The sequence below is a fragment of the Blastococcus sp. LR1 genome (assembly GCF_020166105.1).
Classification (GTDB): Bacteria; Actinomycetota; Actinomycetes; order Mycobacteriales; family Geodermatophilaceae; genus Blastococcus.
The window spans coordinates 619,677-638,238 of sequence record NZ_JAIUJY010000001.1; the positions used below are offsets into that span (position 1 = coordinate 619,677).

Below are 18,562 nucleotides of genomic sequence, written 5' to 3' on the forward strand. Positions count from 1 at the left end.
GTGGAGATCCTCGAGTACGGCTTCATGCAGCGCGCGCTGCTGGCCTCCCTGATGGTCGGCCTGGTGGCCCCCGCGGTGGGCATCTTCCTGGTCCAGCGGCGGCTGTCGCTGCTCGGCGACGGCCTCGGGCACGTCGCCCTGACCGGCGTCGCGATCGGCGTCCTCACCTCCACGGCACCGGTGGGCACGGCCCTGGTCGCCGCCGTCCTCGGCGCGGTGCTCATCGAGCTCGTCCGCGCCCGTGGGCGCACCAGCGGGGACGTCGCGCTCGCGGTGCTCTTCTACGGCGGCATCGCCGGCGGCGTGGTGCTGCTCAGCCTCGCCCCGCGCGGGCAGGCGACCAACCTCGAGTCCTACCTCTTCGGCGCCATCACCACGACCAGCGGCGGGGACCTCGCCGTCTTCGCCGCGATCACCCTCGCCGTGCTGCTCGTCGTCGGCCTGCTGGGCCAGCGGCTCTACGCGGTGAGCGACGACGAGGAGTACGCCCGGGCCGTCGGCCTGCCGGTGCTGGCCCTCAACATCGTGCTCGCCGCCCTGGTCGCCTCCACCGTCGTGCTGTCGATGCGAGTGGTCGGCCTGCTGCTGATCAGCGCGCTCATGATCGTGCCCAGCGCGGTGGCGCAGCTCGTGGCCCGCAGCTTCCGCCAGGCGCTCTACCTGGCGTGCAGCATCGGCCTGGTCGTCAGCGTCTCGGGGACCACGGCGTCGTACTACACGGGCACTCCGTCGGGCGGCACGATCGTGCTGCTGGCGATCGCCCTGTTCCTGGTCGTGGCCGCGGCCGTGGCGCTCCGCGAGGCGACCGCCCGCCGTCGGCACCGCCGTCGGGGCGACGTCCACGCCGCCCACCCGCACGAGCACGGACCGGGCTGCGGTCATCCGGCCGTCCGGCACGGCGACCACGTGGACTACGACCACGACGGACACCTGCACGCGCCGCACCTGACCGGGACCGGCGTGCACTACGACGAGCACGGCACCGACTCCGCACCGGCGGACCGGGCCGCGACGGAGGGCGCCCGATGAGCGTGACGGAGCAGCCGGAGGGCGGCGCCCGCCGCCAGAGCCGGCAGCGGAGCGCGGTGCTCACGCTGCTCGACGAGCTGGACGGGTTCCGCAGCGCGCAGGACCTGCACGCGCTGCTGCGCGAGCGCGGGGACTCCGTGGGCCTGGCGACGGTCTACCGGGCGCTGCAGGCGCTGGTGGACGACGGCCAGCTGGACGTGCTGCGCAGCCCGGACGGCGAGGCCGCGTACCGGCGCTGCTCCCCCAGCCACCACCACCACCTGGTCTGCCGCTCCTGTGGCCGGACGGTGGAGGTCGCCGATCCGCCGGTGGAGCGCTGGGCGGCACGCGTCGCCGCCGAGCACGGCTTCGTCGACGTCCAGCACGACGTCGAGGTGTTCGGCACCTGCGCCGTCTGCGCGGCCACCCGCCAGGGCTGACCGCGGTCAGTTGAGCGCCCGCGTGCCGGGCGGCAGGACACCTCCGGCGACCATCTCGACGGCGGCATCCTGCAGCGCGGTGAGCGCGACCCGCTGGCTGAACGGGCCGGTGGACACCCGGGCGACACCCAGTTCCTGCATCTCGCGCGCCGGGAGCGAGGCGCCCGGCACGCTGATCAGCGTCAGCTTGTTGCGACCCAGACCCTCGACGACCGCAGCGATCTCGTCGTGGTCGACCAGACGCGGCACGAAGACCACCGGCGCTCCGGCCTCCAGGAAGGCACGCCCGCGCCGGATCGCCTCGGCCACCAGCTCGCCGCGGTCGGCGCCCTCGGCGGCGCGGACGAAGGCGTCGGTGCGGGCGTTGAGCACGAACTCCATCCCGGCGTCGCGACCGGCACGCACGACCGCCTCCACGGCGGCCACCGCCTCGTCCAGCGGCTTCATCTGGTCCTCGAGGTTCCCCCCGACGACCCCCATCCCGATGGCGCGGCGTGCCGTCTCGCCGGGGTCGCCGTAACCGGCCTCCATGTCCATGCTCACCGGCAGGTCCACGGCCGCGGCGATCCGCCCGACCATGTCCAGGTGCAGGTCCAGAGGGATGTGCTCGCCGTCGGGGTAACCGAAGGTGGAGGCGATGCCGTGGCTCGCGGTGGCGAGGGCCCGGACGCCGTCGGTGGCGGCGACCACCTGGGCGGAGACGACGTCCCAGACGTTCGTCAGGACGAGGATCTCCGGGGCGGTGTGGAGATCGAGGAGAGCGCGGGCGCGCGCCGCGAGGTCGGTCATGCCCGCGACCGTACGGCCCCGGGAGCACCTCCGCGGCCGGGCATCGTTCAGCGGTCGCGCAGCGCCCGCAGGGCCGACTTCCGCGCCTCGCCGGTGAGCCGGTCGAGGAAGAGCTTGCCGTCGAGGTGGTCCACCTCGTGCTGCAGGCAGCGGGCCATGAGGCCGCTGCCCTCGACGCGCACCGGCTTGCCGTGCACGTCCACACCCTCGACGACGGCGTGCATCGCCCGCACGGTGGGCGCCCAGATCCCGGGCACCGAGAGGCAGCCCTCGTCGCCGTCCTGGGTCTCCTCGGAGACCTCGACCAGCCGGGGGTTCACCACGTGTCCGATGACGCCGTCGATGTTGTAGGAGAACGCCCGCAGACCCACGCCGATCTGGTTCGCCGCGAGGCCGGCCCGGCCGGGGTGGTCGACGGTCTCCAGCAGGTCGCGCACGAGGGCGGAGAGGTCGCGGTCGAAGGACCGCACCTCGTCGCACGGGGTGCGCAGGACGGGGTCACCGACTTCGCGGATGGGGCGGATGGTCACCCGCGCAGTCTCTCAGCCGCCCCCTGCGGGTCAGCGCAGGCGTCCGACCAGCACCATCTCGTCGCGGTGCACGACCTCGCGGCGGTGCTCCGGCGGCAGGTCGCCGGTCTTGCGGCCGAGCAGCCCCGGCATCTCCCGCGCGTCATAGGCGACCAGCCCGCGGGCCACCACGGCGCCGTCGGGACCGACCAGCTCGACCGGGTCGTCGGCGAGGAACTCCCCCGTGACGCCGGTGATGCCAGCGGCCAGCAGCGAGGCGTGCCGCTCCCGCACGGCGGTCACCGCACCCTCGTCCAGGATCAGCCGGCCGCGCGGGCGGCTGGCGTAGCGCAGCCAGAACTGGCGGGCGCTGGGGCGCTTGCCCATGGCGGCGAACAGCGTGCCCACCCGCTCGCCGGCCAGCGCGCCGGCGGCCTGCGGTGTGGAGGTGACGACGACGGGCACCCCGGCGTGGGCGGCGATGAACGCGGCCTCCACCTTGGTGGCCATCCCGCCGGTGCCGACCCCGTTGCGGGTGGCCGACCCGAGCGTCACCGCCGCCAGGTCGGCCCGGTCCCGGACGGTGTCGACCAGCTGCGCCGGTCCGGTGCGCGGGTCGCCGTCGTAGACACCGTCGACGTCGGAGAGCAGCACCAGCGCCTCGGCGCGGGAGACGTGCGCGACCAGCGCGGCCAGCCGGTCGTTGTCGCCGAACCGGATCTCCTCGGTGGCCACCGTGTCGTTCTCGTTGACGACCGGCAGCACGCCCAGGTCCAGCAGCCGGTCGACCGTCTGCTGGGCGTTGCGGTAGTGGCTGCGGCGGGTCAGGTCGTCGGCGGTGAGCAGCACCTGGCCGACGGTGATCCCGTGCCGGGCGAAGGCGTCGGCGTAGGTCTGGACCAGCCGCAGCTGCCCGACGCTGGCCGCCGCCTGCGCGGTCGCGAGGTCCCGCGGGCGCCCGTCCAGGCCGAGCGGCGAGAGCCCGGCGGCGATGGCGCCCGAGGACACCAGCACCACCTCGCGACCCGAGGCCCGCACGGCCGCGAGGACGTCGACCAGCGCGGTCAGCCGCTCGACGTCCAGCCCACCGGGGAGGGTGGTCAGCGACGAGGAGCCGACCTTGACGACGACGCGGCCCGCACCGGCGATCTCCGGACGTGCGGGAACGGCGACGGGGGCCTGCGCGGTCACCGCTCGCCGTCCACCAGCACGTCCGCTTCCTCGGTCACGCCCGCGTCGTCAGCCTCCTCGGCGAGACCGTCGACGGCCTCGAGATCCTCGTCGGTCCAGCCGTCGTCACTCACCTCGAACGGCATCCGGCGGGCCTGCTTGGCGGCCAGCCGCTCGGCGGCGCCGATCCGGTTGTTGTCCTCGAGGCGGTTGTCCGTGCCTCGACCACCCAGGCCGGCTGCCTCCTCGATGGTGAGGCTGCCCGCGGGCAGGGTGGGCGACCAGTCGAAGGTGACGCCACCGATGGTGACGGCGTCGCCCTCGCGGGCGCCGGCCTTGGCCAGCTGGTCCTCGACGCCGAGCCGGTTGAGCCGGTCGGCGAGGAAGCCGACGGCCTCGTCGTTGGTGAAGTCGGTCTGGCGCACCCAGCGCTCGGGCTTGACGCCGCGGACCACGAAGCCACCCGCGTAGTCGGGGTCGGGCTCCACGGTGAAACCGGAGTCGTCGACCGCACGCGGGGTCAGCGTGATGCGCACGGGCTCCGGCGCGGGCAGCGAGGCGCGGTGCTCCTCGACGGCGGCGGCCATGGCGTAGCCGAACGCGCTCAGCCCCTCCCCCGTCACTGCGCTGATCGGGAAGACCGCCAGGCCGCGGGCCTCGAGCGTCTCGCGGACCAGGTCGACCAGCTCGCGGGCGTCGGGCACGTCGATCTTGTTGAGGACGGCGATCCGCAGCCGGCCGACGAGGTCGAGCTCGTCGCCGCCGTACTCGGCCAGCTCGTGCTCGAGCGCCGCGATGTCGGTCTCGGGGTCGCGGCCGGGCTCCATCGTCGCCATGTCGATGACGTGCACCAGGACGGCGCAGCGCTCGACGTGGCGCAGGAACTGCACGCCCAGGCCCTTGCCGGTGGAGGCGCCGGGGATCAGGCCCGGGACGTCGGCCATCGTGTAGACGGTGTCGCCGGAGCGGATCACGCCGAGGTTGGGCACCAGCGTGGTGAACGGGTAGTCGGCGATCTTCGGCCGGGCCGCGGACATCGACGCGACCAGCGACGACTTGCCGGCCGAGGGGAACCCGACCAGGCCGACGTCGGCGATGCTCTTCAGCTCGAAGACGGCGTCGAGCTCCTCGCCGGGCTCGCCGAGCAGGGCGAAGCCGGGTGCCTTGCGGCGGGAGTTGGCCAAGGCGGCGTTGCCGAGCCCGCCCTTGCCGCCGTGCGCCAGGACGACGCGGGTGCCGGCGCCCATGAGGTCGGCGATGACGCGCCCGCCCGCGCTGACGACGGTGCCCTCGGGAACCCGCAGCACGCGGTCCTCACCGCGGGCGCCGTGCCGGTTGCTGCCGGCGCCGGGGCGGCCGTTGGCGGCCTTCTGGTGCGGCCGGTGGTGGAAGTCCAGCAGCGTGTGCACGCTGGGATCGACCTCGAGGACGACGTCGCCGCCGTCCCCTCCGTTGCCTCCGTCGGGACCACCGAGCGGCTTGAACTTCTCGCGGTGCACCGATGACACGCCGTGCCCGCCGTTACCGGCGGCGACGTGGATGGTGACGCGATCGACGAATGCGGCCATGTGTCAGCTACTCCAGAAACGCCTCGAGCGCACGGGCCTCAGCCCGTGCGCTCGAGAGCGGATCGTTCGAGTGCTCAGGCCTCGACCGCAGCGATGGAGATGGTCTTGCGACCCCGTCGCGTGCCGAACGTGACCGCACCGGCCGCGAGCGCGAACAGCGTGTCGTCGCTGCCGCGACCGACACCCAGGCCCGGGTGGAAGTGGGTCCCGCGCTGGCGGACGATGATCTCGCCGGCCTTCACCACCTGACCACCGAAGCGCTTCACGCCGAGGCGCTGCGCGTTCGAGTCGCGACCGTTGCGGGACGACGATGCGCCCTTCTTGTGTGCCATGTCGAGGTCAGCCCTTCGAGATGTCGCGGACCACGACGCTGGTCAGGGGCTGACGGTGCCCCTGCCGCTTGTGGTACCCGGTCTTGTTCTTGAACTTGTGGATGTGGATCTTCGGGCCCTTGCCGTGCTCGACGATCTCACCGGTCACGGTCACCTTGGCCAGGGCCGCCGCGTCGCTGGTGACGGTCTCGCCGTCGACCAGGAGGATGGCCGGGAGAGCGACCTTGTCGCCCGCCGCACCAGCAAGCCGGTTGATCGTGAACGTGTCGCCCACGGCCACCTTGTGCTGGCTGCCGCCGGCCTTCACCACTGCGTACACCACTGACTCCTCGTTTTGCTTCGTCACGTCAAGCTCTGTGTCCGGCGCGCACGACCGGGGGGCGCCGGGTGCTTGGACGGAGCTGCGCACGCCGACCCGGCGGCACCCGAAAGCGCCTGCGCGGGGGCGCAGCAACCCGTCCAGCGTACCCGAGCCGTCCCCGGCCGGTCGACGCGCCCCGGCTGTGGTCCTGCTGACCCGGTCCTTCTCCTAGGCCGGCGGTCCGGCGGGGCGGCTGGCCGCCCGCCGACGACGCGGACGGGTCGCCACGACGGGCGCCTCGTCCTCGTCCACCGCCGGGGCCACGGAGGCCTCGGCGCCGGCGTCGGAGCTGTGGGCGACCCCGTCGGGGGTCACGTCGGCAGCCGTCGTCGCCGGGGTGATCGGCATCGCGTCCTGCTCCGGCGCCTCCACCATCGCGACCTCGCCGGCGGGCAGCACGTCGTCGAACCCGGTCTCCTCGACCGGCGCGGGCGCCACATCGGGAAGGGGCTCGGCGGCGGGCGCGACAGGCTCGATCGCCGTCACCGGCGGAGCGACGTCCTCCACGGTCTCCGCGGAGCCGTCGGCGGTCGGCTCGGCCGGCGCCTCGTCCTCGGCACGGACCCCGGCGAGCACGGCGGCGTCCTCGGCCACGCGGTCCTCCCCCGACTGGCCACGGTTGCGACGGCCACGGTTCCGGCGGCCGCTGCGCGTGCCCTCGGGCTGCTCGGTGTCCTGCTCCGGAGCGGCCGTGGCGGGAGCGTCGGCGCTCTCGTCGGTCGCCGGCTCCGAGGCTGCGTCCTTGCCGCCGTCGCGGGACTGGTCCCGGCCGCCGCGGTTCCGGCCGCCGGAGTCCTTGTTGCCCGAGTCCTTGCCGCCGCCGCCGCCGGAGTTGCCACCACCGGAGTTGCCGCCGCCGGAGTTGCCGCCGGACTCCTTGCCGCCGCCGCCACCGTTCCCGCGGCGCTTCTCGTCCACCGGGTCGGTGCTCACGATGATCCCGCGCCCGCGGCAGTGCTCGCAGTTCTCCGAGAAGACCTCGAGCAGACCCTGGCCGACGCGTTTGCGGGTCATCTGGACCAGGCCCAGCGAGGTGACCTCGGCGACCTGGTGCTTCGTGCGGTCCCGGCCGAGGCACTCGGTGAGCCGCCGCAGCACGAGGTCGCGGTTGCTCTCGAGGACCATGTCGATGAAGTCGATGACGATGATGCCGCCGATGTCGCGCAGCCGGAGCTGGCGGACGATCTCCTCCGCCGCCTCCATGTTGTTGCGCGTGACGGTCTGCTCGAGGTTGCCGCCGGAGCCGGTGAACTTGCCGGTGTTGACGTCGACCACGGTCATGGCCTCGGTGCGGTCGATCACCAGCGAGCCACCCGAGGGCAGCCACACCTTGCGGTCGAGCGCCTTCGCCAGCTGCTCGTCGATGCGCAGGTCGTGGAAGACGTCGCCCTGGCCGGTGTACCGGCTCAGCCGCTGGGTGAGCTCGGGGCTGACGTGCGCGACGTAGGCCTCGACGGTGTCCCACGCGTCGTCGCCCTGGACGACCAGATCCTTGAAGTCCTCGTTGAAGACGTCGCGGATGACGCGGATCGCCAGGTCGGGCTCGCCGTAGAGCAGGGTCGGCGCGCTCGAGGTCGACTCCGACTTCTGCTTGATGACCTCCCACTGCGCGGTCAGCCGGTTGACGTCGCGGGTGAGCTCCTCCTCCGAGGCGCCCTCCGCCGCGGTCCGGATGATGACGCCGGCGTCCTCGGGGACGATCCGCTTGAGGATGTCCTTGAGCCGCTGGCGCTCGGTGTCGGGCAGCTTGCGGCTGATCCCGGTCATCGAGCCACCGGGCACGTAGACCAGGAAGCGGCCGGGCAGGTTGATCTGCTGGGTCAGCCGGGCGCCCTTGTGGCCGATCGGGTCCTTGGTGACCTGGACCAGGATCTTGTCGCCGGACTTGAAGGCGGTCTCGATCGAGCGCTGCTTGCCGGAGAGGCCGGCGGCGTCCCAGTTGACCTCGCCGGCGTACAGGACGGCGTTGCGGCCCTTGCCGATGTCGACGAACGCCGCCTCCATGCTGGGCAGCACGTTCTGCACCCGGCCGAGGTAGACGTTGCCGGCGAACGACGTCGCCTGCGCCTGGGTCACGTAGTGCTCGACGAGCACGTCGTCCTCGAGGACGGCGATCTGGGTCCGCTCGCCGCGCTGCCGGATGACCATCTTGCGGTCCACGGCCTCGCGCCGGGCGAGGAACTCCGACTCGGTCAGGATCGGCTGGCGACGGCGACCGGTGTCCCGGCCGTCCCGGCGGCGCTGGCGCTTGGCCTCGAGCCGGGTGGAGCCGGTGATGCCGCGGACGTCGTCGTCGCTGGTGGCGCGGCCGTTGCGGCCGGCGCGCTCGGGACGGTCGTCGTCCTCGCCGTCGTCGGAGGAGTCCTCACCGGAGGCACTGCCGCTGCGACGGCGACGGCGGCGACGCCGGCGCGTGCTCGAGCCGCCGGTGGAGTCGTCGCCCTCGGTGTCCTCGTCGGAGTCGGTCGACTCCTCGGCGCCCTCGGCGTCGTCGTCCTCGTCGGACTCGGTGTCGGCGGGGCGCTCGTCGGTCTCGTCGTCGGAGTCCGCGGAGTCCTCACCGCTGCGTCCGCGACCGCGGCCACGACGGCCGCGGCGACGGCGCCGGCTGCCCGCGGAGCCGCCGTCCTCGCGGTCCTCGCCGGAGTCACGGTCCTCGGCGTCGTCGTCCTGCTCCTCGTCGACGACCTCGACCTCGGCCTCGGGCTGCTCCTCGGCCGGACGGCGACCGCGCGAGCGGCTCCGGCGGCTGCGGGGCGCCTCGACGGCGGCCTCGTCCCGGTCGTCGTCGCGGGTGTCGGCGACCTCGTCCACGACCTCGGGGTCGGGCGACTCGGCGGGGCGACGGCTGCGACGCCGGGGCGCCGGGGCCTCGGCGGGCGGTGCCACGAAGCTGATGAAGGCCGGAGCCGCGGCCACAGGGGCCGGCGGGGCCACCGGCTCGACGGAGTCCGGGTCGGGCGCGGCGACCGGACGGGTGGCCCGCCGGCGGGGACGGGCGACGACGGCGGTGGGCTCGGGCGAGCTGAACTGCGCGCCGAACGGCGAACCGACGTGCTCGTCGGTCTCCTCGGCCGCCGCCGGGGGCGGCGTCACGACGGCCTGAACGGCGTCCTCGGCCTCGGTCGGCTCCTCGGGAACGGCATCCTCGTCGGGCGCGCCCTCCTCGCGGGTGGCCGGCATCCCGGTCGCCTCGGCCTCGGCCGGCTGCGGGGTGTCCGCCGGGAAGCCGGCCCCCGAGTCGGTCGTGTCGGTCTCGCTGGGGGTGTGGTCGGTGTCAGCCACGAGGGCTCTCGCCTCCTGTGTGGTGCTCCCGGGCGCCGATCCGTGAGGACTGGCGGCCGCGCAGGAACACGGGTTGGGCGGAACGAGCCGTCGCACGGGGTACGGCGGGGGTGGCTCGTCCTGCGGAAGTCTGATGTCGATCGCCGCGCGACGGTTGCCGCGGCGGAGACCGCAGTGCTGTGGTGCGCGTCCCGGCAGGGCCGGGGCGATGGTGCTGGTCTTCGGTGGTTCGAGTCTTCGGTGGAGCAGGGTCTGCGTGGTCCGGACCGGCTGGCCCGGATCGGTGCGTCACGCCTGGCAGCCGTGGCGCTCGACGGCGCCCGGCCTCCGGGGACCCACCTGGTCAGATCGCTGCGTGCTCCTGGAGGGGGCGCGCCTCGCGGTCGGGACCGAGCGGATCGGCCACGGTCCCGGTGTCGTCGAGCCGGCCCTGCGCCACACGCACGGCCCGGGGGGGCGACGGCGGGCGCAGGTCGGCGACGGCAGCCAGGGCGGCCAACACGTCGTCCGGTCGTACAGCGGGCGTTCCCTGCCGGACGACCATGTGCAGTATGGCACAACCGGCCTCGTCGCCCACCCACGCGCTGGCCACCGCCGGGCGTGCGTCGATGTCCTTCAGCCCGTTCTTCGTGCGCTTCGCGATGGTGACGACGTCGGCGGCGAGGAACTTCTCCACGGCCGGCGCGAGCTCGGTCAGGCTCAGGCCGGGAAGCTCCAGCCGCCAGACCGAGGTGTCGATCCGGTCGGCGAGCGAACCGGTGCCCGGCGCGGCCTCCACGGCCTCGAGGACGGCGATGTCCTCCGGCAGTGCGGCGTCCAGCCCGGCCCGTACGGCCTCGGGGTCGCAGCGCACCGCCAGCCCGATCTCCACGTACTCCGCCTCGCTGGCCGCGCCCGTGGGTGCCGCCCCCAGGTAGGAGATCTTCGGGTGCGGGCTGAACCCGGCCGAGAACGCCATCGGCACCTGGGCGCGGCGCAGCGCGCGCTCCAGGGCGCGGGCGAGGTCGCGGTGGCTCGCGAAGCGCAGGCGACCCCGCTTGGCGTACCGGATCCGCAGCTTCTGGACCGTCGGGGGCGGCGGCGGGCCGTCGGGCTGACGGGCCATCAGACGACCGTCAGCGGGATCAGGCTGCGCCCGGTGGGGCCGATCTGGATCTCGGTGCCCATGGTCGGGCAGACACCGCAGTCGTAGCAGGGGGTCCACCGGCAGTCGGCGACCTCCTCCTCGGAGATGGCGTCCTGCCAGTCGTCCCAGAGCCACTCCTTGTCCAGCCCGGAGTCCAGGTGGTCCCAGGGCAGGATCTCGTGCTCGGTGCGCTCGCGGGTGGTGTACCAGTCGAGGTCGACGCCGAAGGCCGCGAGCTCCTCGGCCGCGGACTGCGTCCAGCGGTCGTAGGAGAAGTGCTCGCTCCAGCCGTCGAACTTGCCGCCCTCGCGCCAGACCCGCTCGATGACCCGGCCGACGCGGCGGTCGCCGCGGGAGAGCAGGCCTTCGATCGCTCCCGGCTTGCCGTCGTGGTAGCGCAGCCCGATGGAGCGGCCGATCTTGCGGTCCTCGTTGATCTTCTGCCGGAGCAGCCGGAGCCGGTTGTCGATGACCTCGGGGCTGGCCTGGCTCGCCCACTGGAACGGGGTGTGCGGCTTGGGCACGAAGCCGCCGATGGAGACGGTGCAGCGGATGTCCTTGCGGCCGCTGGCCTCGCGGCCGGCGCGGATGACCTCGACCGCGAGGTCCGCGATCTCCAGGACGTCCTCGTCGGTCTCGGTGGGCAGACCGCACATGAAGTAGAGCTTCACCTGGGTCCAGCCGTTGGCGTACGCCGTCGTCACCGTGCGGACGAGGTCCTCCTTGGACACCGTCTTGTTGATGACCCGGCGGATCCGCTCGCTGCCGCCCTCGGGGGCGAAGGTGAGGCCGGAGCGACGTCCGTTGCGGGACAGCTCGTTGGCCAGCGTGACGTTGAAGGCGTCGACGCGGGTGCTGGGCAGGCTCAGGCCGGTGTTGGTGCCCTCGTAGCGGTCGGCGAGCTCCTTGGCGACCTGGCCGATCTCGGAGTGGTCGGCGCTCGACAGCGAGAGCAGCCCCACCTCCTCGTAGCCGGTCGCCTTGAGGCCCTGCTCGACCATGGAGCCGATGCCGGTGATCGTCCGCTCGCGGACCGGGCGGGTGATCATGCCGGCCTGGCAGAAGCGGCAACCCCGGGTGCAGCCGCGGAAGATCTCCACGCTCATGCGCTCGTGCACCGACTCGGCCAGCGGCACCAGCGGCGTCTTCGGGTAGGGCCACTCGTCGAGGTCCATGACGGTGCGCTTGCCGACGCGCTCGGGCACGTCGTCCCGGGTGCGGGTGACGGCGGCGATCGTGCCGTCCGGGCCGTAGGAGACGGCGTAGAAGCGCGGGACGTAGACGCCGTCGATGCGGGCCAGCCGGGCGAGCAGCTCCTCGCGGCCGCCGGGGCGGCCCTGGGCCTTCCACGCCTTGACGACGTCGGTGATGTCGCCGACGGCCTGCTCGCCGTCGCCCAGCACGGCGCAGTCGACGAAGTCGGCCACCGGCTCGGGGTTGAAGGCGGCGTGCCCGCCGGCGACGACGACCGGGTGGCTCTCGTCGCGGTCGACGACGTGCAGCGGGATGCCGGCGAGGTCGAGCGCCTCGAGCAGGTTCGTGTACCCGAGCTCGGTGGCGAAGCTGACGCCGAGCAGGTCGAAGTCCCGGACGGCGCGGTGGCCGTCGACGGTGAACTGGCCGACGCCGGCCTCGCGCATCAGGGCGGCGAGGTCGGGCCACACGGCGTAAGTGCGCTCGGCGAGAGTGTCCGGGCGCTCGTTGAGCACCTCGTACAGGATCATGAGGCCCTGGTTGGGCAGGCCGACCTCGTAGGCGTCGGGGTACATCAGCGCCCAGTGCACGTCCGCGGTCTCCCACGGCTTCAGCTGGGCGTTGAGTTCACCGCCGACGTACTGGATCGGCTTCTGGATCTGGGCCAGCAGCGGCTCGAGTCGCGGGTAGAGCGACTCCCCTGCGGTGGTGCGGAGATCAGCAGTCATGACCGGTCCAGGGTAGACGGCGCTCTGCGCCACCCCTCTCCCTCGGCCGCCGGACGGCGGTTCTCCCCGGCGCGGCGTGGCCCTGGGTGCGGGAGGCAGACTGGCTGTCCGGAACGCCAGACGAGGAGAACCCGGTGGAACAGCGGACATCGACGAACGGCGCGCTCGGGCTGGCAGGCGGCGTCCTCGCCCTGCTCTCACTGCTGGGCCTGGTGCTCATCGGCGTGTTCCTCGAGTCGACGCCGGGCGGGGCCGAGGGCACCCTCCTGCTGCTCTGCTGGGCCGGTCTCGTCGCCGGGATCGTGCTGGCGGCCGTCGCGGTCGTGCGCTCCACGCGCTGACCCCTCCCCGAAACGGCGGTCGGCGCTTCCCTGAGGTGTAGCAATAATGCTACGTTTCGTCGCATGGGACGACAGCCCCGCTCCGAGGCGGACAAGGTGCACGACCGCATCGCCGTCCTGCGCGCCGACCGCGGCGTGAGCCGCAAGGAACTCGCCGACGCCGTCGGCGTCCACCCGCAGACGATCGGCTACGTGGAGCGCGGCGAGTACAGCCCCTCGCTGGCGCTCGCCCTGCGCATCGCCCGCTTCTTCGACGTCCCCGTGGAAGCGGTCTTCTCCCTCGACCCGCTGCCCTCGCTCAGCGAGGAACTCCTCAGGAGGACGACGTGAGCACCTCTCCCGAGCAGACCTACCTGGCCCGCGCCTTCGACGACGGCCGCTACGACTGGGCGCGCGCCCGGCGGATCCGCCGCCGCGTCGTCGTCGCCCAGGTCGTGCTGCTGACCGGACTGGTCGCCGCGGTCGTGGCCGCGGCGACGACCGACGACGGCTGGCCGGGATGGTTCTTCATCGCCTGGACGGTCGGTCTGCTGGTCTTCATCCCGCTGCACTCGGTGCTGAACCTGGGCATCCGGGGCGTCTTCGACCGCAGCGACCGGTCGCTCGACGAGCACCAGCAGACGCTCCGCGAGCGGTCGTTCCTGGCGATGGCCTGGCCGGCGACGGCGTTGCACTTCCTCGCGTGGACGGGTGCGGTCACCGTCGTCGCGACCAGCGGGCACGTGGCGCCGGCCCTGTGCTGGGGCTTCCTGCTGTGGTTCGCCGCGGGCCTGACGGCCTACTGGCACCTCGCCTGGACCGCACCCGACGAGCCCGCCGACCTCTGCTGAAGGACCCCCTCGTCCCCCACCACTCGCGAGCTCGTGGCGGGCCCCACGAGGGGCCCGCCACGAGCCGAGTACTAGGCGAGGCCGGGGAAGAAGATGCCGATCTCGCGCTCGGCGGACTCGGGCGAGTCGGAGCCGTGCACGATGTTGTTCTGCACCTCGAGGGCGAAGTCGCCGCGGATCGTGCCCGGAGCGGCCTTCACCGGGTCGGTGGCGCCGGCCAGTGCGCGGAAGGCCTCGATGGCGCGCGGGCCCTCGACCACGAGCGCGAGCAGCGGGCCGCCGGTGATGAACTCGACGAGGTCCCCGAAGAAGGGCCGCTCGCTGTGCTCGGCGTAGTGGGTCTCGGCGACCTCACGGGGCAGGGTGCGCAGCTCGGCGGCGACGAGACGCAGGCCCTTGCGCTCCAGGCGGGTGATCACCTCGCCCACGAGGCCACGGGCAACACCGTCGGGCTTGACGAGGACGAGAGAGCGTTCGGTCACGGGGCCGGAGCCTACGTGGTGGGCGTGGCCTCGCCGTCCGCGTCACTCGTCCGGGGCTCCGCGACGGCGCCGAACCGGCTGCCGACGAGCTCCTTGCGCACCTGCAGCAGATAGAGCCAGATGAGCACGAAGCCGCCGCCGACGAACCACATCACGCTGTTCATCAGGCCGGTGAGCAGCAGCGGGACCTGCAGCGCAGTGCCGATCGCCAGTCCGCGCTCGCGTCGCTGGACGCCGCTGGACAGGATCAGGATCAGCGAGAGCGCCAGCAGCAGGCCGAGCCGGACCCCGCCCAGCCCCTCCTCCGTCTGCGCGATGCCCCGCGGCACGAAGAGGACGGCGAGACCTTCCAGCACGAGGACGCCGGCGGCAGCGCCGCGCAGCGCCTTCGCCGCCCGCAGCGGATCGGGCGAGGTCACGCGGCACCGCCGGCGAAGAGGGTGCGGGCCTCCCCGGCGGTGATGACGCTGCCGGTCACCAGCACGCCCGAGCCACCGAGCGCGTCGTCCGGACCGGCCTCTGCCAGCTCGATCGCCTCGGTCACCGCCTCGGAGAGCCGGGGCGAGACGCTGACCCGGTCGGCGCCGAAGATCTCCACGGCCAGCGCGCCGAGCTCGTCGGCCGGGATCGACCGGGCCGAGCTGTTCTGCGTGACCACCAGCTCGGCGCAGACGTCCTCCAGCGCGGCGAGCATGCCGGCGACGTCCTTGCCCTGGACCGCCCCGACGACACCGACGAGCCGGGTGAAGTCGAAGGACTCCCGGATCGCCTCGACCGTCGCCGTCATCCCGGCCGGGTTGTGGGCGGCGTCGACCAGGACCGTCGGGCTGGTGCGCACCTTCTCCAGCCGGCCGGGCGAGCGGACGCCGGCGAACGCGGCGCGCACAGTCTCCTGCTCGATCGGCCCGGTGGCGGACCCGGCGCCGAGGAACGCCTCGACCGCGGCCAGCGCCGTCGCCGCGTTCTGCGCCTGGTGCTGGCCGAACAGCGGGAGGAAAACCTCGTCGTACTCGCCGCCGAGGCCCTGCAACCGGACCTGCTGACCGCCGACGGCGACCTTGCGCTCCAGCACGCCGAACTCGGTGCCCTCGCGGGCGACGACCGCCTCGACCTCGACCGCGCGGCGGACCAGGGCGTCGAGGCCCCCGGGCTGCTGGTGGGCGAGCACGGCGATGGAGTCGGCCTTGATGATCCCGGCCTTCTCCCCCGCGATCGTCGGGACGTCGGGGCCGAGGTACTCGGAGTGGTCCATCGACACCGGGGTGACGACGGCGACCCGCGCGTCGACGACGTTGGTCGCGTCCCAGGTGCCGCCCATGCCGACCTCGATGACGGCGACGTCGACCGGCGCGTCGGCGAAGAGGGCGTACGCCATCCCGACCATCACCTCGAAGAACGACATCGGGATCTCGCCGGCGGCGTCGACCATCTGCACGTAGGGCTCGATGTCGCGGTAGGTCTCGACGAAGCGCTCGGGGCTCACCGGCTGGCCGTCGAGCACGATGCGCTCGCGCATGGACTGCAGGTGCGGGCTGGTGAAGCGGCCGACCCTCAGGCCGAAGCCACGCAGCAGCTCGTCGATCATGCGCGCCGTCGTCGTCTTGCCGTTGGTGCCCGCCACCTGGATCACCGGCATCGCCCGGTGCGGTGACCCGAGGAGGTCGACCAGGGCGTTGATGCGGGTGAGCGAGGGCTCCAACCGGCTCTCCGGCCACCGCGCCAGGAGCTCGTTCTCCACCCGGGCGAGGTCACCGGTGCTGCCGTTGCTCATCCTGCTCAGGATGCCAGTCCCGTTGTTCCTAGACTGAGCCCCATGGCTAGCGATATGGCGACCTCCGACACTGCTGCCCCGGCTGCGACCGTCGCCGTACCCGAGAAGCCGACCATCGACGGCCTCGAGGAGAAGTGGATCGCCCGCTGGGCGGAGCAGGACACCTACGGGTTCGACCGCGACGCCGCGCTGCAGGCCCCGCGCGAGCAGATCTACTCGATCGACACTCCCCCGCCGACGGCCAGCGGCTCGCTGCACGTGGGGCACGTCTTCAGCTACACCCACACCGACATCGTCGCCCGCTACCAGCGGATGCTCGGCAAGCACGTCTACTACCCGATGGGCTGGGACGACAACGGCCTGCCGACCGAGCGCCGGGTGCAGAACTACTACGGCGTGCGCTGCGACCCGGCCCTCCCCTACGACCCGTCGTTCGTGCCGCCGGAGAAGCCGGGCAAGGACCAGATCCCGGTCTCCCGCCGGAACTTCGTCGAGCTGTGCATGCAGCTCACCGAGGTCGACGAGGCCGAGTTCGAGAAGCTCTGGCGCCGGGTGGGCCTGTCGGTGGACTGGTCGAACGTCTACCGCACGATCTCGGAGAGCTCCCGGGCCACGGCCCAGCGGATGTTCCTCAAGAACCTGGCGCGCGGTGAGGCCTACGCCCAGGAGGCACCGACCCTCTGGGACGTCACCTTCCGCACCGCCGTCGCCCAGGCCGAGCTCGAGGACCGCGAGCGCCCCGGCGCCTACCACCGGATCGGTTTCGCCGGCCCGTCCGGACCGGTCTTCATCGAGACCACCCGCCCCGAGCTGCTGCCGGCCTGCGTCGCCCTGGTCGCGCACCCCGACGACGAGCGCTACAAGCCGCTGTTCGGCAAGACGGTGACGACGCCGCTGTTCGGCGTCGAGGTGCCGGTGGTCGCGCACCGCCTCGCCGAGCCGGACAAGGGCTCGGGCATCGCGATGATCTGCACCTTCGGCGACCTGAACGACGTCACCTGGTGGCGCGAGCTGCAGCTGCCGACCCGCCCGATCATCGGCTGGGACGGCCGGCTGCTCGCCGAGCCGCCGGCCGGCGTCGGCGCCTCCCCCTACGACGAGCTGGCCGGCAAGACCGTGTTCAGCGCGCAGCAGCGGATCGTCGAGCTGCTCCGGGAGTCCGGCGACCTGAAGGGCGACCCGAAGCCGATCACCCACCCGGTGAAGTTCTTCGAGAAGGGCGAGCGCCCGCTGGAGATCGTCACCACGCGCCAGTGGTACATCCGCAACGGCGGCCGGGACGCCGACCTGCGCGACGCCCTCATCGCCCGCGGCCGGGAGATCCAGTGGGTCCCCGAGCACATGCGGCACCGCTACGACAACTGGGTCGAGGGCCTCAACGGCGACTGGCTGATCAGCCGGCAGCGCTTCTTCGGCGTCCCCTTCCCGGTCTGGTACCGCCTCGACGCCGAGGGCGAGCCGATCCACGACGAGCCCCTGCTCGCGCCCGAGGCATCGCTGCCGGTCGACCCGTCGTCGGACGTCCCCGAGGGCTTCACCGAGGACCAGCGCGGCAAGCCGGGCGGCTTCATCGCCGACCCCGACGTCATGGACACCTGGGCGACGTCGTCGCTGTCGCCGCAGGTCTCCTCGGGCTGGGACATCGACCCGGAGCTCTTCGCCAAGGTCTTCCCGATGGACCAGCGGCCGCAGGCGCACGACATCATCCGCACCTGGCTGTTCTCCACGGTCGTCCGTGCGCACTTCGAGCACGGCGCCGTCCCGTGGACGCACGCCACCATCTCCGGCTTCGTGGTCGACCCCGACCGCAAGAAGATGTCGAAGTCCAAGGGCAACGCGACGACGCCGATCGACGTGCTGGAGCGCTACGGCACCGACGCGGTGCGCTGGCGCGCGGCCGGCGCCCGACCGGGTGCGGACTCGCCGTTCGACGAGGCGCAGATGAAGGTCGGCCGCCGGCTGGCCATGAAGATTCTCAACGTCGGGAAGTTCGTGCTGGGGCTGGGCGCCTCGGCGTCGCTGACCGCCGCCGACGTCACCGAGCCGATCGACCGGGCGCTGCTCGCCGGGCTGGCCCGCGTCGTGGAGGAGTCGACCGCCGCGCTGGACGCCTACAACTACACCCGCGCCCTCGAGGTCGCAGAGACGTTCTTCTGGTCGTTCTGCGACGACTACGTCGAGCTGGTGAAGACCCGCGCCTACGGTTCCGGCCCCGAGGCCACCTCGGCGCAGGCCGCGCTGGCGGTGGCGCTGGACGTGCAGCTGCGGCTGTTCGCGCCAGTGCTGCCGTTCGTGACCGACGAGGTGTGGTCGTGGTGGCAGACCGGGTCGGTGCACCGCGCGCCGTGGCCCGTCGCCTCGTCGCTGCCTGGTGACGGCGACCCCGCGGTGGTGCCGGCCGTCGCCGCTGCCCTGGCGGGTGTGCGCAAGGCGAAGTCCGACGCCAAGCAGTCGATGCGCGCCGAGGTGGAGACCGCCACGGTGACCGCGCCGGCCGAGCAGGTGCCGCTGGTCGAGGCGGCTCGCGCCGACCTCGCCAACGCCGGGCGGATCAACTCGCTGGTGATCGAGGCCGGTGGGGGCGAGCTGCGGGTCGAGGTCGTGCTGGCGCCGGTCCCCGAGGCCTGA

At 73.0% G+C, this 18,562-nt stretch carries 18 protein-coding genes; 6 read left to right on the top strand and 12 right to left on the bottom strand.

The genetic code is table 11. The features are described 5' to 3' along the window. Together LBW97_RS03045 and LBW97_RS03050 are read left to right on the top strand one after the other, a co-directional pair. Nucleotides 1-1,029, top strand: a complete 1,029-nt coding sequence (locus LBW97_RS03045; RefSeq protein ID WP_224497925.1) for an iron chelate uptake ABC transporter family permease subunit — start codon at nucleotides 1-3, stop codon at nucleotides 1,027-1,029. Continuing rightward, nucleotides 1,026-1,448, top strand: coding sequence for a Fur family transcriptional regulator (locus tag LBW97_RS03050; RefSeq protein WP_224497926.1), 423 nt, complete (start codon nucleotides 1,026-1,028; stop codon nucleotides 1,446-1,448). The genes LBW97_RS03045 and LBW97_RS03050 overlap by 4 nt, the downstream gene beginning before the upstream one ends. Before the next feature lie 6 nt (nucleotides 1,449-1,454). Here the strand turns inward: LBW97_RS03050 and LBW97_RS03055 are convergent, their stop codons facing one another. The 9 genes from LBW97_RS03055 to LBW97_RS03095 all read right to left on the bottom strand — a co-directional run bounded on the left by LBW97_RS03055 (nucleotide 1,455) and on the right by LBW97_RS03095 (nucleotide 12,510). Next, complete coding sequence (locus LBW97_RS03055) at nucleotides 1,455-2,237, bottom strand: isocitrate lyase/phosphoenolpyruvate mutase family protein (protein ID WP_224497927.1); 783 nt, start codon at nucleotides 2,235-2,237, stop codon at nucleotides 1,455-1,457. A gap of 47 nt (nucleotides 2,238-2,284) precedes the next feature. Next, nucleotides 2,285-2,767, bottom strand: a complete 483-nt coding sequence (def, locus tag LBW97_RS03060) for a peptide deformylase (protein WP_224497928.1) — start codon at nucleotides 2,765-2,767, stop codon at nucleotides 2,285-2,287. 30 nt (nucleotides 2,768-2,797) lie between these two features. Then, a complete protein-coding gene (gene proB, locus LBW97_RS03065; RefSeq protein ID WP_224497929.1) occupies nucleotides 2,798-3,937 on the bottom strand; it encodes a glutamate 5-kinase in 1,140 nt (379 codons plus the stop codon). Next, complete coding sequence (gene obgE / locus LBW97_RS03070; protein WP_224497930.1) at nucleotides 3,934-5,484, bottom strand: GTPase ObgE; 1,551 nt, start codon at nucleotides 5,482-5,484, stop codon at nucleotides 3,934-3,936. Before obgE ends, proB begins: the two co-directional genes overlap by 4 nt. A 74-nt stretch (nucleotides 5,485-5,558) precedes the next feature. Further along, nucleotides 5,559-5,816, bottom strand: a complete 258-nt coding sequence (rpmA, locus tag LBW97_RS03075; protein ID WP_224497931.1) for a 50S ribosomal protein L27 — start codon at nucleotides 5,814-5,816, stop codon at nucleotides 5,559-5,561. A gap of 7 nt (nucleotides 5,817-5,823) precedes the next feature. After that, entirely contained in the window at nucleotides 5,824-6,135 is a 312-nt protein-coding gene (rplU, locus tag LBW97_RS03080; protein ID WP_224498238.1) for a 50S ribosomal protein L21, read from the bottom strand. Nucleotides 6,136-6,345: 210 nt separating this feature from the next. Next, a complete protein-coding gene (locus LBW97_RS20320; protein WP_224497932.1) occupies nucleotides 6,346-9,462 on the bottom strand; it encodes an Rne/Rng family ribonuclease in 3,117 nt (1,038 codons plus the stop codon). Nucleotides 9,463-9,805: 343 nt separating this feature from the next. Then, nucleotides 9,806-10,567, bottom strand: a complete 762-nt coding sequence (locus tag LBW97_RS03090; RefSeq protein ID WP_224497933.1) for a TIGR03936 family radical SAM-associated protein — start codon at nucleotides 10,565-10,567, stop codon at nucleotides 9,806-9,808. Then, nucleotides 10,567-12,510 carry a TIGR03960 family B12-binding radical SAM protein gene (locus tag LBW97_RS03095; protein WP_224497934.1) on the bottom strand — a complete coding sequence of 648 codons (1,944 nt, stop codon included), beginning with the start codon at nucleotides 12,508-12,510 and terminating at the stop codon, nucleotides 10,567-10,569. The genes LBW97_RS03090 and LBW97_RS03095 overlap by 1 nt, the downstream gene beginning before the upstream one ends. Nucleotides 12,511-12,644: 134 nt before the next feature. On the opposite strand from LBW97_RS03095, the gene LBW97_RS03100 reads away from it, so the two are divergent. The 3 genes from LBW97_RS03100 to LBW97_RS03110 all read left to right on the top strand — a co-directional run bounded on the left by LBW97_RS03100 (nucleotide 12,645) and on the right by LBW97_RS03110 (nucleotide 13,681). Continuing rightward, nucleotides 12,645-12,851 carry a hypothetical protein gene (locus LBW97_RS03100; RefSeq protein ID WP_224497935.1) on the top strand — a complete coding sequence of 69 codons (207 nt, stop codon included), beginning with the start codon at nucleotides 12,645-12,647 and terminating at the stop codon, nucleotides 12,849-12,851. A gap of 63 nt (nucleotides 12,852-12,914) precedes the next feature. Further along, complete coding sequence (locus tag LBW97_RS03105) at nucleotides 12,915-13,181, top strand: helix-turn-helix transcriptional regulator (protein WP_224497936.1); 267 nt, start codon at nucleotides 12,915-12,917, stop codon at nucleotides 13,179-13,181. Then, on the top strand, nucleotides 13,178-13,681 hold the full coding sequence (locus LBW97_RS03110; protein WP_224497937.1) for a hypothetical protein: 504 nt from the start codon (nucleotides 13,178-13,180) through the stop codon (nucleotides 13,679-13,681). Before LBW97_RS03105 ends, LBW97_RS03110 begins: the two co-directional genes overlap by 4 nt. A 71-nt stretch (nucleotides 13,682-13,752) precedes the next feature. On the opposite strand, the gene ndk is transcribed toward LBW97_RS03110, so the two are convergent. Genes ndk through LBW97_RS03125 form a run of 3 tightly spaced genes read right to left on the bottom strand, consistent with a single transcriptional unit; the run spans nucleotide 13,753 to nucleotide 15,934 of the window. After that, nucleotides 13,753-14,163, bottom strand: coding sequence for a nucleoside-diphosphate kinase (gene ndk / locus LBW97_RS03115; protein ID WP_224497938.1), 411 nt, complete (start codon nucleotides 14,161-14,163; stop codon nucleotides 13,753-13,755). A gap of 11 nt (nucleotides 14,164-14,174) precedes the next feature. After that, a complete protein-coding gene (locus LBW97_RS03120) occupies nucleotides 14,175-14,582 on the bottom strand; it encodes a DUF4233 domain-containing protein (RefSeq protein ID WP_224497939.1) in 408 nt (135 codons plus the stop codon). Further along, the gene (locus LBW97_RS03125; protein WP_224497940.1) at nucleotides 14,579-15,934 is read right to left on the bottom strand and encodes a folylpolyglutamate synthase/dihydrofolate synthase family protein; all 1,356 of its coding nucleotides are present in this window, start codon (nucleotides 15,932-15,934) and stop codon (nucleotides 14,579-14,581) included. Before LBW97_RS03125 ends, LBW97_RS03120 begins: the two co-directional genes overlap by 4 nt. Before the next feature lie 42 nt (nucleotides 15,935-15,976). Here LBW97_RS03125 and valS point away from each other — a divergent pair, with 42 nt between their 5' ends. Continuing rightward, nucleotides 15,977-18,562, top strand: a complete 2,586-nt coding sequence (gene valS, locus LBW97_RS03130) for a valine--tRNA ligase (protein WP_224497941.1) — start codon at nucleotides 15,977-15,979, stop codon at nucleotides 18,560-18,562.

Bases quoted from the DNA above. Each gene is read 5' to 3' on its own strand.
- rpmA (WP_224497931.1), bottom strand. From the start codon at position 5,816: ATGGCACACAAGAAGGGCGCATCGTCGTCCCGCAACGGTCGCGACTCG.
- LBW97_RS03090 (WP_224497933.1), bottom strand. From the start codon at position 10,567: ATGGCCCGTCAGCCCGACGGCCCGCCGCCGCCCCCGACGGTCCAGAAG.
- LBW97_RS03095 (WP_224497934.1), bottom strand. From the start codon at position 12,510: ATGACTGCTGATCTCCGCACCACCGCAGGGGAGTCGCTCTACCCGCGA.
- LBW97_RS03105 (WP_224497936.1), top strand. From the start codon at position 12,915: ATGGGACGACAGCCCCGCTCCGAGGCGGACAAGGTGCACGACCGCATC.
- LBW97_RS03055 (WP_224497927.1), bottom strand. From the start codon at position 2,237: ATGACCGACCTCGCGGCGCGCGCCCGCGCTCTCCTCGATCTCCACACC.
- valS (WP_224497941.1), top strand. From the start codon at position 15,977: ATGGCTAGCGATATGGCGACCTCCGACACTGCTGCCCCGGCTGCGACC.
- obgE (WP_224497930.1), bottom strand. From the start codon at position 5,484: ATGGCCGCATTCGTCGATCGCGTCACCATCCACGTCGCCGCCGGTAAC.
- LBW97_RS03050 (WP_224497926.1), top strand. From the start codon at position 1,026: ATGAGCGTGACGGAGCAGCCGGAGGGCGGCGCCCGCCGCCAGAGCCGG.
- LBW97_RS03125 (WP_224497940.1), bottom strand. From the start codon at position 15,934: ATGAGCAACGGCAGCACCGGTGACCTCGCCCGGGTGGAGAACGAGCTC.